Raw genomic sequence first — 15194 nt, 5'->3', positions numbered from 1 at the left:
CATGGAAACAAAACTTGTACTTCTTGGCACCGGCACGCCGAACGCGTGCCCCAATGCCAGCGGACCATCTTCCGCAGTTGTTGTAGGAGACCGGGCATACCTGGTTGATTTTGGGCCGGGTGTGGTCCGTCAGGCTGCAAAGGCCTATCAGAAGGGGGTGGATGCCCTGCGCCCAGACCGCCTGACTGTGGCCTTCTGTACGCATTTGCATACCGACCACACAGCCGGGTATTCTGACCTGATCTTTACCCCGTGGGTGTTGGAGCGGAAAGAGCCGTTGAAGATGTTTGGCCCAAAGGGCATCAGGGAAATGACCGGTTATATCCAGAAGGCTTACGCAGTGGATATCGATTTCCGCATCAACGGCTTTGAAAAAGCAAATGAAGTGGGGTACAAAGTAGAAGCAGCGGAAATTCAGCCGGGCGTGATCTACCGGGATGACCGGGTAACGGTAGAGGCATTCCCAGTCAGTCACGGGACACTTGAAAGCTACGGCTTTAAATTCACGACTCCGGATAAGGTGATCGTGATCAGCGGCGATACCGCACCGCTTGAAATCGTGGCAGAGAAAGCGAGAAACTGTGACATTCTGCTGCATGAGGTGGAGTACACAGCCGGACTTTCTGCCCGGGAGCCAAAATGGCAGAAGTATCACAGGGAGGTGCATACCTTAAGTGTGGACCTGGCTAAGGTGGCACAGAAAGCGCAGCCAAAGCTTCTTGTCACATATCACCGGATCTATCATATGGAAATCCAGGATAATACGGTGGATGTGGAAGCGGAGATGGAACGCAGAAACGAAGCAATCCTGCAGGAAATAAGGGATGCTGGTTATGAAGGTGCTGTCGTGAACGGACAGGACCTGAATATTTTCTAAAAACGTTATTTTGAACAATATTTTATAATGTTTTCATTGAAACCAGACGTCCTGCATGATGAGATATACGTACAAGAAAAAACACATTGGCTCTGCATCAGAGGACAAAAGAAAATGAAAACAGGACATAAAAAATTGCAGCCAGTAATAAGGTTTTCCGTGGAACTGGAAAACAGCATAGAAACTCGGACGCGCAGAATGCGCACTGGAAAAGCCACCGGAGCATAAACTATCATAAGAATGCTTCAGGGTGGCTTTTTCTTTGCAGACATTTCCAAAGCCGTTGACACCTGGAGAGGAACGGGCCTGCCTGGAACGCTTGCAGGAGGGCGACCGTGAGGCACGCGATATCCTGATCGAACGAAACCTGAGACTGGTAGCGCATGTAGTCAAAAAATACCAGGGGACGGAATATGAAACCGAGGATCTTTTATCGGTAGGCACGATCGGCCTTATCAAAGCCGTAAATACCTTCCGGCCGGACCGTGGGAGCAGGCTGGCAACATACGCGGCGAAATGCATTGAAAATGAAATCCTGATGCTGTTTCGCGCAGGGAAAAAGTATAACCGGGAGGTCTCTTTATTTGAGCCGATCGGGGTAGACAAGGATGGGGAGTCGGTCAGCTTGGTGGATGTGATCGAGCTGGAAACCAGGGAGACGCTGGAAGACCTGATCCTGGAACAGGACAAAAAAGAGCTCTATGAGGCATATGCCTGCTGCTTAAAGCCACAGGAGCAGACGGTGGTAAAGCTGCGCTATGGCCTGTTCGGGACAAAGCCGCGCACCCAGCGGGAAATTGCAAAGCAGCTTGGGATATCGCGCTCCTATGTTTCGCGAATCGAAAAGCGCGCACTGAAAAAGCTGGCAGAGCAATTGAAAACAGGTTAATGTACAGGAGTAGGAATTTTTAAACCCCAAACCCAAAATAATCATATAAGTTGCAAGAAATTTGCATTGTTTTCAGATGCTTTCCCATATATAATGTATGGGAAAGCATTTTTACAGTGCGGTCTAGGCACTAAGTTTATGTTTGCAGTTTATTGCATTGCAGACTGGAAAGGCGCCGGTGGTGCGTCTGTGGATTGAAACAAACAATCAAAGGAGGGGTATTATTATGTCTACTATTTTAGTGACAGGCGGTGCAGGTTATATCGGAAGCCACACCTGCGTGGAGCTTTTAAATGCTGGATACGATGTGGTTGTTGTGGACAACCTGTGCAATTCCTGCAGAGAGTCTTTAAAGCGCGTGGAGGAGATTACCGGAAAGAAGCTGACATTCTATGAGGTGGATCTGTTAGATGAACCGGCTCTGGATTCTGTATTCCAGAATGAAAAGATAGACGCAGTCATCCATTTTGCAGGCTTAAAGGCAGTTGGGGAGTCGGTATACAAGCCGCTTGAGTATTACCATAACAACATTACCGGAACGCTGATCCTGTGCGATGTCATGCGCCGCCATGGCTGCAAGAGCATTGTCTTCAGTTCTTCTGCAACCGTCTATGGAAATCCGGCTTTTGTGCCGATCACCGAGGAATGCCCGAAGGGCGAGATCACCAATCCTTACGGACGCACCAAGGGTATGCTGGAGCAGATCTTAACCGATCTTCACACAGCAGATCAGGACTGGAAGGTTATGCTGCTCCGTTACTTTAACCCGATCGGAGCCCATAAATCCGGACGTATCGGTGAAAATCCGAAGGGAATCCCGAACAACCTTCTTCCATATATTACCCAGGTGGCAGTCGGCAAGCTGGTATGCCTCGGCGTATTTGGCAATGATTATGATACCCCGGACGGCACCTGTGTCCGTGACTACATCCATGTTGTTGACCTGGCAGACGGCCATGTAAAGGCTCTGGACAAGCTGGCAAAGGAACAGGGCGGTGTCTGGATCTACAATCTGGGAACCGGAGTCGGCTACAGTGTTCTGGATGTGATCAATGCCTTTGAGGAGGCCAACAACTTAAAGATCAACTACGTATTCAAGGAGCGCCGTGCAGGCGATGTCCCGCAGTGCTACGCAGATTCCTCCAAGGCGGAGCGTGAGCTTGGCTGGAAGGCAAAATACGGCATCCGTGAGATGTGTGAGGATTCCTGGAGATGGCAGAAGAACAATCCGAACGGATACGAGGAGAAATAAGGAACGCGTTTTTACAATGCACGGACAGCGAAAAGCATCCTAAGCTAAGGAGCACCGGAAAATAAAAAGAATAGTAAGATAAAACGAGGAGGCCGTCAGGCCTCCTCGTCGCTCATTAAAGACTTCATGATAAACGAATAAATTTCTTTGCTTTTATGTTCCCACTGGGCACTCATGGCAGCAGCCTGGTCGCGGTCCGGAACGGACAGGTTCAGTTCAATCAGGGGAGAACGCCCCTCGCGGACTTCACAGTGGACGATATAATCCTGGCTGGTGGACTTATAATAATCGGAAACAAGGCTGACCTCATTGCGCAGGCGCAGGCGGTTTTCCTTTAAATAGGTGTCCATGTCCTCAATGATCGCAGGGGAAATGCTGCTCTCGAAAAAATGAAGGGTTTCTTCGCCTTCTTTTGTGATCTCATAGCGGGTTGTGCTGTGTGTGGATTCTGCGTGGATCAGCCCGGAATCCTTTAACTCACCGAGTGCCTGCTGGAGTGTAAAATAGCTGGCATACTCATGCTGGAGGAAAAAATCCGTCAGCTGTGCGTTGGTCAGCGGGAAATTTACTTTCTTGAGCATGTACAGGTTCATCAGTTTATATAACGTCATCGGTTCAGATAACATAGAAAAAAGCCTCTTTCATCTGGAAAATTTTCTTCATGATTTTGTAAACATAAAGTTACAAATTTTTCTTAATCATACCAATTTAAACCTTTTAAATCAAGTAGAATTATGCTAAACTAATTTCACATGTGATAAAGAGGGATACTATGAGAGAAAAAATTAACCGCCTGGCAAAGGGCATTGTTGATACAGAAATCCCGGAGGTCCTGATTCTGCCGGAAACGTGCGGGGGAACGGTGACAGCCGGACAGATATGCAGAAAAGAACTTTATGTGTCGGACCGTTATGGCTTTTTTGTAAAGGGCCTGATCTATTCGTCCCATCCGTGTGTGAAGGTGCTGGGCTCTTCCTTTGGAGGAAACCGGAACCGCCTTTTTTATGAGGTAGACTGCCGTACCCTGTCAGATGGAGACAAAATCGAGGGAGTGTTTGATCTGGTGACCAATGGCGGCGAAAAAAAGCTGCCATATTCTTTTGTTGTGGAACCGGATCCGGTTGGAAAGATTCTGGCAGATTTAAAAACGCCGGAGGCATTTGCGAAGCTGGTACAGTGCGATGCGGAATTTGCGAAGCGCCTGTTTGCGTACCAGGATTTTACGGATGCACCATTTTTACAGGATCTGCACGTCCGTGCCCTTTATGATGGATTAAAGGGCAAGCCGGACCGCCAGAATGGGCTGGAGGAATTTCTTGTCGGGCTGAATGTAAAAAAGCCTGTAGAATTAGAGGCAGATACTGCGGTGCGCAGTCTGGAAAATCCGCCTGCCGGCCATCAGGAAATGATCCGGGTGGAGAAAAATACCTGGGGCTATGTTCGCTTTGAGGTCCGGACAGATGGTGAATTTATCACACTTCCAAAGACCACATTTACCGAAGATGATTTTCAGGATGGGGTTTGCGAAGTCCCGTATCAGGTAAATACAGCACATCTCCACCAGGGGAAAAATCTGGGAGCGCTTATGGTGTCCTCCATGCGCCAGGACATCTGCATTCCGGTGGAGGTGCAGTATGGAGAAGAACGGAAGGACCATCAGGCCTATGGCAGGCGTGAGGCCTTTGGAAAGTACCTGGAGCTGAGACTGGAATATGAGCTGGGCCTTTATGGGGAAGCACTAATGCTGAACCAGCTAAAGCAGCAGCTGGAGCTGATCCAGAACCAGTATGGGGAGAGCCTGGCAGTCAGCCTGTACAGGGCAGATCTTCTGCTTCTGGAGGGTGACATGGAAGGCGCCGGAAAGGTGCTGGAAGATTGTAAAGAAGAAGCGGATTCCGTGCGTAAGTACCGCCCGGAGTATGCAAAACTTCACCTGTACCTGTCAAAGCAGGTGATGTCCGGCTCTGGACAGGCTGAACAGGAGGAGATGCCGGCGGAAGAACTGCTTAAAGAGCTTTGCGGAGAGTTTGAACAGGGCAGCCGCAGCCCGTATCTTTATGTCCGGGTGTGGGAGGTATACCAGAAAAATCCACAGCTTCTCACAGAGCTGTCCGGCTTTACGGTCCAGGTCCTGATGTTTGCTGCAAAACGCAAGCTGGTGGATGAGGACTTTGCCAGACGCGCGGCAGAACTGGCGGTTTCCAGAAAGTACGGGGGAAGGCTCCTGCTGCGCCTTATGACGATGCTGTATCAGCAGCATCCGGATACCGGGCTCTTAAATGCAGTCTGCAGTATCCTGATCAAGGCAGACTGCCGCGACAAAAAGTACTTTCCGTGGTATCAGAAGGCGCTGGATGAAGGCGTGAGCCTGACCCGTCTGTACGAATATTATCTGTATGCGCTTCCGGAGAATTATCCGTATCTGCTCCCAAAGGAAGTCCTTTTGTATTTTTCGTATGAAAAATCGATGGATGCTGCTAACCGTGAGGTCCTTTACAACAACATCGTGAAATTCATGAATCCAGAATCGTCCTTATACCGTCAGTATGAGCGGGATATCGAACAGTTCACCATGGAGCAGCTGCTTGCATCACGCGTGAACCAGCGTCTGGTGACCTTGTATCATCATGTCCTTTATAAGGAAATGATCGATGAACAGGTGGCAAGGGTGCTGCCTGCCATTTTGCGTTCCTACCGCATTACTGTGCCGGACCGGAATATCTGCTCGGTAGTGGTTTGTTATGAAGAACTGGACCGGGAAGATGTTTTCCCGGTGAAGGATACCGTGGCGTATGCACCGTTGTTTTCCAGTCATCCGGTGCTTTTGTTCCAGGATAAATACGGAAACCGGTATACCAATATCTCTTACCGGAAACAGCGGGCCATGACCGGGGATACAGAGAAGCTTCTGGAACGCTGCTATGAGATCTGTCCAGAACAGCCGATGCTGCTTCTGGAGCGCTGCAGTGCCATTGTACGAAACGGCATGACGGATCCTGCTGACCGCCGCATCTTAAAGCGGGAGCTGGGAGAGTTAAGACTGCATGCTTTATTCCGCACAAAGCTGCTCCACTGTCTGCTCGATCATGACAGCAGACGGCAGAATGCAGAGGAAACTATGCCGGGAGTACTGGATTATCTGGGACAGGTAAAACCGGAACGTCTGTGCAGGGAAGACCGGGCGAAGCTATTACAGCTTCTGATCCGGCAGGGGTGCAGTACGCAGGCTTTTGCCATTGGAAAGGAATACGGCTTTTGCGGTGTCAGAAAACGGGACCTGTTGGAGCTTTGCAGCCAGATGATCTTAAAACAGCTGCCGGAATCCGATGACACGCTGCTCGGGCTGGCCTGGGAGCTTTTTTCCGGTGGACAGTGGGATGGAGCGCTGCTTGATTATCTGTGTGAGCATTTTAACGGAACCTCTGCGCAGATGTACAGCCTCATGCAAAAGAGCGAAGAAGAGCATGTGGAATTATACGACCTTCCGGAGCGCCTGCTTGCACAGATGATGTTCAGCGGCGAAACCGGGCATATTGATCCGGTTTATGATTGCTACCGGAATGGAAAACAGACCAGCGTCCTGGTGAATAAAGCTTACTTTACCATGAAGTCAGCGGATTATTTTTTAAAGAACCGCACGACAAGGGACATGGTATTTGCGTATCTGGAGGATGCAGTCCGGGAAACAGAAGAAAAGAAACGGATCCCGACCATCTATCTTCTGGCGCTGACGCTATGGTACAGTCGCCAGGATACTTTGTCAGAAGAACAAAAGAAACTGGCGCGCAGTATGGCAGACCAGCTTTTAGAGGAGGGAAGGATCTTTGCGTATTTCCATCAGCTTGGACAAAAAATCCCAATGCCGGATTCTGTGATGGACCAGATTACTATTGAATACCGGGGGAGCAGGGAGGTGCGCCCGGAGCTTAAGATCCGGGTGCTTCCTTTGGAAGAGGATAGCCATAATGCAGAGCTTACAAAGGTCTATCCTGGTATTTACATTCACCAGCATGTGCTGTTTGAGGGCGAGGTGCTGGAATATGAGGTTTATGAGAATGGTGCAGAGGGAAAAATACAAAAAGACAGTGGGCGTCTCTCCTATGACAGCCTGCAGACAAGCGGACATATAAGCCGTTTTAGTGCACTTAACGATATGAGCCGGTGCCTGATGGAGCACAATACACCAGAACTGAAAGAAAAAATGGAAAAATATCTGACAGACCATGCGGCTATGGAGTCTTTGTTTACCCTGATGTAAAGGCCCGGTCCTGTCAGAGAAGGCAGAATGCGGAAACGGTTCCTGAAAAAACGGGGGAACCGGAAGCATAAATGCCGGATAAGAGGAAGTATATGAATGAATTGGTAGCAGGCATTGATCTGTGCGATGAATACACGCAGATCAGTTGCGGAGACGAAGAACAAATATGGACATTTCCTACGGTGCTCTGCCGCCATAAGCTGGCAGATGCCTGGTATGTCGGGGAAGATGCCTATGCGCATACACTGAGCGGTGAGGGGAACCTGACCGATAAGCTGGTGAAGCTGGTCCTAAAGGATGGGACAGCCACACTGGATGGAAGGCGTTATACGGCCCAGGAGCTTCTGACCCTGTTTTTGGAGCGTGTCCTTCAGATTGTGATGAAAGAGTCAGGCCAGACCGGGATGTTTGCCGGACTGGTATTTACCGTGCGGAGCCTGGATGAACGTCTGGTGAAGGCACTGTATGAAAGCGGTGAAAAGCTTGGCTTTTCAAAGGAGCAGATCCAGATCATCGGGCATTCGGAAAGCTTTATTTACTATATGCTGAGCCAGAAGAAGGAAATCTGGAACGGAACGGTCGGGATGTTTGACCTGGCAGAGGAGGAGCTGCGTTATTACGAAATGAAGGTCCAGCGTGGCTTAAAGAAAAATGCGGTGCTGGCAGAATATGAAAAAATAGAAGAAAGCTTCAGCCTGGATATCCTGGAAACGCCTTCCGGGGCGAAGCTTGGCGATAAGATCTTATGTACCTGCGCAGACCGGCTGATGCAGAGAAAGCTGTATTCTGCCGTATTCCTCATGGGAAAGGGCTTTGAAAAGCGTGACTGGGCAGAGGATTTCATGAAGCTGCTCTGCACAAAACGCCGTGTATACATGGAAACCGCAGTGTTTGCGAAGGGTGCTGCCTACTGTGGCGCAGACCGGCAGCGCCCACAGACCTCCTACCCATATGCCATGATCTGCGAGGGACGCCTGAAGGCCTCGGTTACCATGCAGGTGTTGTTTAAGGGGCAGGAAAAGGAAGTGACGCTTGCGGCAGCCGGAGATAGCTGGAGGGAGTTTCGTGCCATGCTGGAGGTTATTCCGGAAAAGCAGAATGCGGTCGAGCTGGAGGTCACACCCTTTGATTCCAAAAAGAAAAAGGCAGTAACCATTCTATTGGAGGGTTTTCCGGAGCGCCCGGAAAAGACAACAAGGGTAAGGATCGAGCTTGCCTTTCTCGATGAAAAAACCATGAAAGTAACGCTGACAGACCGTGGGTTTGGAGAATTATTCCCGGCATCCAGCGCAAAGATCGTACAAGAGGTTATGCTATGAGCTTAAGATTATGCAGGTCAGAACAGGTGAAAAATCCATATTATGTGGGCTTTCTGGGTATCCATGTATATTCTGTCCAGGAGATGGCGTATGTGATCTATCATTATCCGCTTCTTGTGATGGACCGTCTGGTAGATGAACGCCTTCTGGATTTTTTGCGGGAAGAATTAAATCTTGGTTTTCTGGCACTCAAGCTGGAAAACTGGAAAAAAAGCGGGGAAGACCCGGATGAGATGCTGGTCCTTCTGCTGCAGGAGAGCGATTACTATTCCCAGGGAGAAATTGCGGAATATAAGCAGACACTGGCGGCTTACCGGAAACAAAAGCCGGAGGAAATGAAAAAGCTGTGTGCAGACGCAGTGTTTGGCATGCGCCAGTATGGAAAAGCAGCCCGCCTATACCGGGAAATTCTGGAAGAGTCCGGGGAAACGCAGGCAGACAGAATGTTTACAGCCAGAGTCTGGAATAATCTGGGGGCCTGCTATGGCCGCATGTTTTTGTTTGGCAAGGCTTATGATGCGTTTGAGAAGGCTTACAACCGGAGTGGAAGCCGGGAATGCCTGCGGAGTCTGTACTGGATCGAAAAGCTGGATAGCCGCATAGTTCTGGGAGAGCGCTTCCGGGCTGCAGTTACAGAAGCAGAAAAAGCAGACTGGGATGCAGCGTTTTTGGGGGCGCAGGAGCAGGCCGGGCAGTCAGAACTGGTAAAGCAGGTCGAAGACTGGTTTCGGGAAGGAACGGCAGATGGGGAAAAAGCTGCCGCTGAGCTGATCGAAACATGGAAAAGTGAATACCGTGCCATGGTATAGCGCATGAAAATGATAGTTTTGCATAAAATTTAAAAAAATTTAAAAAAATGAAAAATAATGCTTGACATATCTTGGAAAACACGGTAAACTATCGGAGCAGTCGCAAGTGAGACATCCTGCGACAGTCATATGGGGTCTTAGCTCAGCTGGGAGAGCATCTGCCTTACAAGCAGAGGGTCATAGGTTCGAGCCCTATAGGCCCCATAGTAACCGAATATGGCGGAATAGCTCAGTTGGCTAGAGCACACGGTTCATACCCGTGGTGTCGAGAGTTCAAATCTCCCTTCCGCTATGAATTTAGAAGTTCTGGTTTTCCAGAACTTTTTTTTTGTTTCATAGGAAATTGCGTCCTATGAAACAAAAAGCGCTCCGCTGGGATGCGCACTCGGCGCAAAGGTGGATGGTTGCCAAAGCAACCGCGCCTCGGCGCGAGAATGTGCCAAGGCACATTCTTTTTGCGGCTTGGCATACCGGGGAGGCGCCAGTGGCACCTACGCTGATTATTTATGATATTAAAATTTTTCTAAAATCCCTTGTATCCTGAAAATGGGTGTGTTATAATCCGAAAAAGTCAAACGAAACATTATCTGAAAGGAAAGTCAAGTGAAAAATCTGTTAAAAAAATATGGACACATCTGGGTCTGTGGGTACATCCTTCTCTACCTTCCGTATTTTTTCTGGCTGGAGAGTGTGGTCACAGACAATTATAAGATCATGCATGTGGCGTTGGATGACATGATTCCATTTTGCGAGTACTTTATCATTCCCTACATCATCTGGTTTTTTTATGTATCCGGTGCGGTGCTGTATTTCTTCCTTACCAGTAAACCGGATTATTACCGGCTGTGTGCTTTTTTGTTTATCGGCATGACCATCAGCATGCTGATCTGCACCATTTATCCGAATGGTACCGATCTGCGCGTTGAGGTAGATCCAGATAAAAGTATTTTCTGCTATCTGGTGCAGAAGATCCACGACAGCGATACCCCGGCCAATGTATTCCCGAGTATTCATGTATACAATTCCCTGGGCGTCCACATCAGCGTCATGAACAGCGAACGCTTGAAAAACTGTAAATGGGTGCGCCGGTGCTCCTTCATCATTATGGTAGCAATCTGCCTGTCCACGGTATTTTTAAAGCAGCATTCCGTGGTAGATGTAACCGGTGCAATGGTGCTGGCCTACGTGATGTATCTGTTTGTATATGGAAATGTTTATGTAGAGAGCCGCAGAACAGCAAGACAGAAAGTAACAGGATAATCATACAGAATGGAAAGTCAGGTCCCACGGGCCTGGCTTTTTTTGATTTATCTGTAGTTTTTGGAATCCTTTTTTTGGATTGTCAGAATTGATTTTATTTTTATACAAAATTTCTTAGGAGATTTTGTGGTTTTATGATATACTTATAGGTAATAATGTGTGGGTAACTGCTTTGCAGTTACAAATGCGGGAGGTGCCCATGTACTATTTTATTGTAAATCCGAACGCGCACGGCGGACGGGGAGAGAAGATATGGAAAAAACTGGAAGTTAAGATCCAGAAATCAGGAATCTGCTATGAGGCATATCTGACGAAAGAGCCCGGGGATGCCAGACGCATGGCGTCAGAGCTGTCTGCAGATATGCAGGAGCCGGCTACCATTGTTGCGGTGGGCGGGGACGGTACTGTGAACGAGGTTTTGAATGGCCTTGCGATCACGGATCTTCTGACCTTTGGGTATATCCCGACCGGGTCCGGCAATGATCTGGCCCGCGGCCTTAATCTTTCGCGGAATCCGCATAAGTGCCTAAAGCGGATCTTGAGCCCGGTAGAAATCTGCCGGGTGGATTACGGAATCCTCTCCTATGAGGAGGAAGAACCTGTTTACCGGCGTTTTATGGTCAGCAGCGGAATCGGCTTCGATGCTGCCGTCTGTCACCGCCTGTTAGACCGCTCCGGAAAAGGCGGGCTGAAACAGCTTGCCGGAAGGGGACGTTATATTCTGGAAGGACTCAGACAGCTTCTGACTGCAAAAGCCGCCAGAGGGTACCTGATCTTAGACGGAGTCCGCCGGGTGGAATTTAACCATATTTATTTTGTATCTGTGCATAATCATGGCAGTGAGGGCGGTGGCTTTTTCTTCGCTCCCAAGGCGGTCTGTGACGATGGGGAGCTGGAGCTTTGCGTGGCACATACAGCCTCGAAGCTCCGCCTGCTCCCGGTCCTTTTAGATGCATACCGTGGCCATCTTGGCAGGCGGCGCGGGGTCCATTTCTACCGTTGCAGGGAGGCAGTCATTCATGTAGACTGCCCGCTTCCGGTCCATGCGGATGGGGAAAACTGTTATTGCCAGGAAGAACTCAGGGTGCGCTGCGTAAAGCAGAAGCTGCGCATGATCCTGTAAAGAAAATGGAGCAACAGGACTGTGAAAAACAAACACGCAGTTACCAAAACAAAAACGAAATAGAAATAAAGGAGAGACAACAATGCGAATTGGACAAGGATACGACGTCCACAAGCTGGTAGAGGGTCGGGATCTGATCCTGGGAGGCGTTACGGTTCCTTATGAAAAAGGTCTTCTCGGACATTCCGACGCGGATGTGCTGGTTCATGCAGTCATGGACGCTCTTTTGGGAGCTGCCGCACTGGGAGATATTGGCCAGCATTTTCCGGATACCGATCCGAAATATAAGGGAATCTCCAGCATTGCCCTGTTAAAAGAGATAGGTGCACTGTTGGAAAAAGAGGGGTATATCATCGAAAACATCGATGCAACCATCATTGCGCAGCGGCCAAAGCTTGCAGCTTACCGTCCGCAGATGGCAAAAAACATTGCAGAGGCGCTGCATCTGGAAGTAAATCAGGTGAGCGTAAAGGCAACGACCGAAGAGGGGCTTGGCTTTACCGGAAGCGGCGAGGGGATCTCCTCTCAGGCAATCACCCTGCTTTCCCATATGCGTGATTTTGCGGCAGATAACCGCATGGTATACCGCGACGACGCTTACAGCGGCGGCTGCGGCGGCTGTCCGGGGTGTTGCGGCAGTAAGAGTGCAGAAGAATAATTCTAAAAGCACAGCATCAGCAATCCTGCTGCAGGCCATCTGCAAGTGAGCAGCGGCAGAGACCGCACAGGAAAGAAACAGCCAAAATAGTAGGAGAAGACAAGGAGAAAACGATTATGAAAATTTTTAATACTCTGAGCAGAAGAAAAGAAGAGTTTGTGCCATTGGAGCCGGGAAAGGTAAAAATGTATGTGTGCGGCCCGACTGTATACAACTTTATCCATATCGGAAACGCACGTCCGATGATCATTTTCGATACTGTGCGCCGTTATTTCGAGTATAAGGGCTACGATGTCAACTACGTTTCCAACTTCACGGATGTAGATGACAAGATCATCAAAAAAGCCATTGAGGAAGGCGTCGATGCGGAAACCATCTCTAAACGCTATATCGCAGAGTGCAAGAAAGACATGGCGGACATGAATGTAAAACCGGCAACCACCCACCCGCAGGCAACCCAGGAGATCGCAGGTATGCTGGAGATGATCCAGACCCTGATCGACAAGGGACATGCTTATGTGGCAGCAGACGGTACCGTATATTTCCGCACCAAATCCTTTAAGGGCTATGGCAAGCTTTCCCACAAGAACTTAGATGAGATGCAGTCCGGCTTCCGTGAGCTGAAGGTAACCGGTGAAGAAAATAAAGAGGATCCGTCAGACTTCGTGCTCTGGAAACCGAAAAAAGACGGGGAGCCATACTGGGAGTCTCCGTGGTGCCAGGGCCGTCCGGGCTGGCACATTGAGTGCTCTGTGATGTCCAAAAAGTATCTGGGCGAGCAGATCGATATCCATGCAGGCGGCGAGGACTTAATCTTCCCGCACCACGAGAACGAGATTGCGCAGTCTGAGGCAGCAAACGACAAGACCTTTGCAAATTACTGGATGCACAATGGCTTCTTGAACATCGATAACAAGAAGATGTCCAAGTCTCTTGGAAATTTCTTTACCGTTCGCGAGATCGGCGAAAAGTATGACCTTCAGGTTCTGCGCTTCTTTATGCTGAGCGCCCACTACCGCAGCCCGATCAACTTCAGTGCGGAGCTCATGGAGGCTTCCAAGAACGGACTGGAGCGTATCATTACCTCCGTTGAGAAGTTAAAAGAGCTGCAGGGCAAGGTATCCGGCGATGCACTGACTGAGGCAGAGCAGGAGAACCAGAAGACTGTAGATGAGCTGATCGCGAAATTCGAGGCAGCTATGGACGACGATTTCAACACCGCAGATGCGGTTTCTGCAATCTTCGAGCTGGTGAAGCTGGCAAACAGCACCGCAAACGAAGAAAGCAGCAAAGCCTATGTAGATCTGCTTAAGGAAACCATCAGCAAACTGAGCGATGTTCTTGGTATCATTACCGAGCGCAAGGCAGAGGTTCTGGACAGCGAAATCGAGGAGCTGATCGCGGCAAGACAGCAGGCAAGAAAAGAGAAAAACTTTGCCCGTGCCGATGAGATCCGCCAGCAGCTTCTGGATATGGGCATTATCCTGGAAGATACCAGAGAGGGTGTAAAATGGAAGAGAGCATAAAGATCGAGGAGGCTATCGCGAAAGCTTTAAAGCTGGAAGCGGTGGATCCGCGGACCTACTCGCCGCTGGTGCTGGCCTACATCGGAGATGCCGTTTACGAGCTGCTCATCCGCACGAAGGTCATCAACCACGGCAGCATGCAGGTCAACAAGATGCATAAAAAGAGTGCGAGCCTGGTAAAAGCCGAGACACAGGCGAATATCATCAAAGCCATTCAGGAGGACCTGACGGAGGAAGAACTGGCAGTATATAAGCGCGGGCGCAATGCCAAGTCAGCCACCACGGCCAAGCACGCCACCATGATCGATTACCGCATGGCAACCGGCTTTGAGGCACTTGTCGGCTATCTGTACCTGCAGGCACGTCACGACCGTCTCCTGGAACTGATCCAGGACGGACTGGAAAAGATTGGAGAACTTTCATGAGATACGAAGAATTAACCATTGAAGGACGCAATGCCGTGTTAGAGGCATTCCGCTCCGGCAAAACGATCGATAAGCTGTTCGTGCAGGATGGCTGTAAGGACGGACCGGTCCAGACCATCGTAAGAGAGGCAAGAAAGGGCGATACCATCATCAATTTCGTGCCGAGAGAGCGCCTGGACCAGATGTCCGAGACTGGAAAGCACCAGGGTGTCATCGCCTACGCTGCGGCTTACGAGTATGCAGAGGTAGAGGACATCTTAAAGGCAGCAGAAGAAAAGGGTGAGCCGCCGTTCATCTTCCTGCTCGATGGAATTGAGGATCCGCACAACCTCGGCGCGATCATCCGTACCGCAAACCTGGCAGGTGCACATGGTGTCATCATTCCGAAGCACCGCGCGGCAGGTCTTACTGCAACGGTAGCAAAAACCTCCGCTGGTGCATTAAACTACACGCCGGTGGCAAAGGTTACCAACCTGGCGCAGACGATCGAAGACCTGAAAAAACGTGGCTTATGGTTTGTCTGCGCGGATATGGGCGGTGAAGTCATGTACCGTCTGAATTTAAAAGGACCGATCGGTCTGGTGATCGGAAACGAAGGAAACGGAGTCGGCAAGCTCATCCGTGAAAAATGTGATATGATCGCTTCGATTCCTATGAAGGGCGACATCGACTCCCTGAATGCATCCGTGGCAGCCGGAGTTCTGGCTTACGAGATCGTGAGACAGCGGCTGAACTAAGAAGAGCAGATTTGCTAGGCAGTTACCAGATGTATGAAATTGTTTAGCAGCAAGGTACTCC

The 15194-nt window shown here is 49.7% G+C and carries 14 protein-coding genes and 2 tRNA genes; 15 read left to right on the top strand and 1 reads right to left on the bottom strand.

The window, feature by feature from the left end; all coding sequences use genetic code 11:
• The first annotated feature begins 1 nt into the window (after position 1).
• The 3 genes from DW922_RS05540 to galE all read left to right on the top strand — a co-directional run bounded on the left by DW922_RS05540 (position 2) and on the right by galE (position 3018).
• Positions 2-877, top strand: a complete 876-nt coding sequence (locus DW922_RS05540) for an MBL fold metallo-hydrolase (protein ID WP_118726058.1) — start codon at positions 2-4, stop codon at positions 875-877.
• Between the two features lie 262 nt (positions 878-1139).
• Entirely contained in the window at positions 1140-1766 is a 627-nt protein-coding gene (gene sigK, locus DW922_RS05535) for an RNA polymerase sporulation sigma factor SigK (protein WP_118726057.1), read from the top strand.
• Positions 1767-1992: 226 nt separating this feature from the next.
• The gene (gene galE, locus DW922_RS05530) at positions 1993-3018 is read left to right on the top strand and encodes a UDP-glucose 4-epimerase GalE (RefSeq protein WP_118718481.1); all 1026 of its coding nucleotides are present in this window, start codon (positions 1993-1995) and stop codon (positions 3016-3018) included.
• A gap of 95 nt (positions 3019-3113) precedes the next feature.
• Here galE and DW922_RS05525 read toward each other — a convergent pair whose 3' ends face one another.
• Positions 3114-3644, bottom strand: coding sequence for a DUF4364 family protein (locus DW922_RS05525; RefSeq protein ID WP_118718480.1), 531 nt, complete (start codon positions 3642-3644; stop codon positions 3114-3116).
• A 146-nt stretch (positions 3645-3790) separates the two neighbouring features.
• Between DW922_RS05525 and DW922_RS05520 the strand changes: the two genes are divergently transcribed.
• The 12 genes from DW922_RS05520 to rlmB all read left to right on the top strand — a co-directional run bounded on the left by DW922_RS05520 (position 3791) and on the right by rlmB (position 15133).
• Positions 3791-7276, top strand: coding sequence for a DUF5717 family protein (locus DW922_RS05520; protein ID WP_118726056.1), 3486 nt, complete (start codon positions 3791-3793; stop codon positions 7274-7276).
• Positions 7277-7368: 92 nt separating this feature from the next.
• Positions 7369-8595, top strand: coding sequence for a DUF5716 family protein (locus DW922_RS05515; protein WP_118726055.1), 1227 nt, complete (start codon positions 7369-7371; stop codon positions 8593-8595).
• Positions 8592-9404 (top strand): hypothetical protein, encoded by an 813-nt coding sequence (locus DW922_RS05510; RefSeq protein ID WP_118726054.1) that lies wholly within the window; start codon positions 8592-8594, stop codon positions 9402-9404. Before DW922_RS05515 ends, DW922_RS05510 begins: the two co-directional genes overlap by 4 nt.
• A gap of 131 nt (positions 9405-9535) precedes the next feature.
• A tRNA-Val gene (locus DW922_RS05505) sits at positions 9536-9608 on the top strand.
• A 14-nt stretch (positions 9609-9622) separates the two neighbouring features.
• Positions 9623-9696 (top strand) — tRNA-Met (locus DW922_RS05500).
• Positions 9697-9756: 60 nt separating this feature from the next.
• Positions 9757-9948 carry a hypothetical protein gene (locus DW922_RS17800; protein ID WP_118726053.1) on the top strand — a complete coding sequence of 64 codons (192 nt, stop codon included), beginning with the start codon at positions 9757-9759 and terminating at the stop codon, positions 9946-9948.
• A gap of 59 nt (positions 9949-10007) precedes the next feature.
• The gene (locus DW922_RS05490) at positions 10008-10664 is read left to right on the top strand and encodes a phosphatase PAP2 family protein (protein WP_118726052.1); all 657 of its coding nucleotides are present in this window, start codon (positions 10008-10010) and stop codon (positions 10662-10664) included.
• Between the two features lie 199 nt (positions 10665-10863).
• Positions 10864-11787, top strand: coding sequence for a diacylglycerol kinase family protein (locus tag DW922_RS05485; protein ID WP_118726051.1), 924 nt, complete (start codon positions 10864-10866; stop codon positions 11785-11787).
• An 82-nt stretch (positions 11788-11869) separates the two neighbouring features.
• Complete coding sequence (gene ispF, locus DW922_RS05480) at positions 11870-12445, top strand: 2-C-methyl-D-erythritol 2,4-cyclodiphosphate synthase (RefSeq protein WP_118726050.1); 576 nt, start codon at positions 11870-11872, stop codon at positions 12443-12445.
• 116 nt (positions 12446-12561) lie between these two features.
• Positions 12562-13971 carry a cysteine--tRNA ligase gene (gene cysS / locus DW922_RS05475; RefSeq protein ID WP_118726049.1) on the top strand — a complete coding sequence of 470 codons (1410 nt, stop codon included), beginning with the start codon at positions 12562-12564 and terminating at the stop codon, positions 13969-13971.
• Complete coding sequence (locus DW922_RS05470; RefSeq protein ID WP_118726048.1) at positions 13956-14396, top strand: ribonuclease III domain-containing protein; 441 nt, start codon at positions 13956-13958, stop codon at positions 14394-14396. The genes cysS and DW922_RS05470 overlap by 16 nt, the downstream gene beginning before the upstream one ends.
• Positions 14393-15133, top strand: a complete 741-nt coding sequence (rlmB, locus tag DW922_RS05465; RefSeq protein ID WP_118543731.1) for a 23S rRNA (guanosine(2251)-2'-O)-methyltransferase RlmB — start codon at positions 14393-14395, stop codon at positions 15131-15133. Before DW922_RS05470 ends, rlmB begins: the two co-directional genes overlap by 4 nt.
• Positions 15134-15194: the final 61 nt, after the last annotated feature.

The sequence above is a fragment of the Clostridium sp. AM42-4 genome (genome assembly GCF_003480105.1).
GTDB lineage: Bacteria > Bacillota > Clostridia > Lachnospirales > Lachnospiraceae > Brotaphodocola.
The sequence above is the reverse complement of the archived record's forward strand: the minus strand, read 5'-3'. Positions and strand labels throughout refer to the sequence as shown.

Coding starts and splice junctions, on each gene's coding strand:
- DW922_RS05540 (WP_118726058.1), top strand. CDS start 2: ATGGAAACAAAACTTGTACTTCTTGGCACCGGCACGCCGAACGCGTGC.
- galE (WP_118718481.1), top strand. CDS start 1,993: ATGTCTACTATTTTAGTGACAGGCGGTGCAGGTTATATCGGAAGCCAC.
- DW922_RS05525 (WP_118718480.1), bottom strand. CDS start 3,644: ATGTTATCTGAACCGATGACGTTATATAAACTGATGAACCTGTACATG.
- DW922_RS05520 (WP_118726056.1), top strand. CDS start 3,791: ATGAGAGAAAAAATTAACCGCCTGGCAAAGGGCATTGTTGATACAGAA.
- DW922_RS05515 (WP_118726055.1), top strand. CDS start 7,369: ATGAATGAATTGGTAGCAGGCATTGATCTGTGCGATGAATACACGCAG.
- DW922_RS05510 (WP_118726054.1), top strand. CDS start 8,592: ATGAGCTTAAGATTATGCAGGTCAGAACAGGTGAAAAATCCATATTAT.
- DW922_RS17800 (WP_118726053.1), top strand. CDS start 9,757: ATGAAACAAAAAGCGCTCCGCTGGGATGCGCACTCGGCGCAAAGGTGG.
- DW922_RS05485 (WP_118726051.1), top strand. CDS start 10,864: ATGTACTATTTTATTGTAAATCCGAACGCGCACGGCGGACGGGGAGAG.
- ispF (WP_118726050.1), top strand. CDS start 11,870: ATGCGAATTGGACAAGGATACGACGTCCACAAGCTGGTAGAGGGTCGG.
- cysS (WP_118726049.1), top strand. CDS start 12,562: ATGAAAATTTTTAATACTCTGAGCAGAAGAAAAGAAGAGTTTGTGCCA.
- DW922_RS05470 (WP_118726048.1), top strand. CDS start 13,956: ATGGAAGAGAGCATAAAGATCGAGGAGGCTATCGCGAAAGCTTTAAAG.
- rlmB (WP_118543731.1), top strand. CDS start 14,393: ATGAGATACGAAGAATTAACCATTGAAGGACGCAATGCCGTGTTAGAG.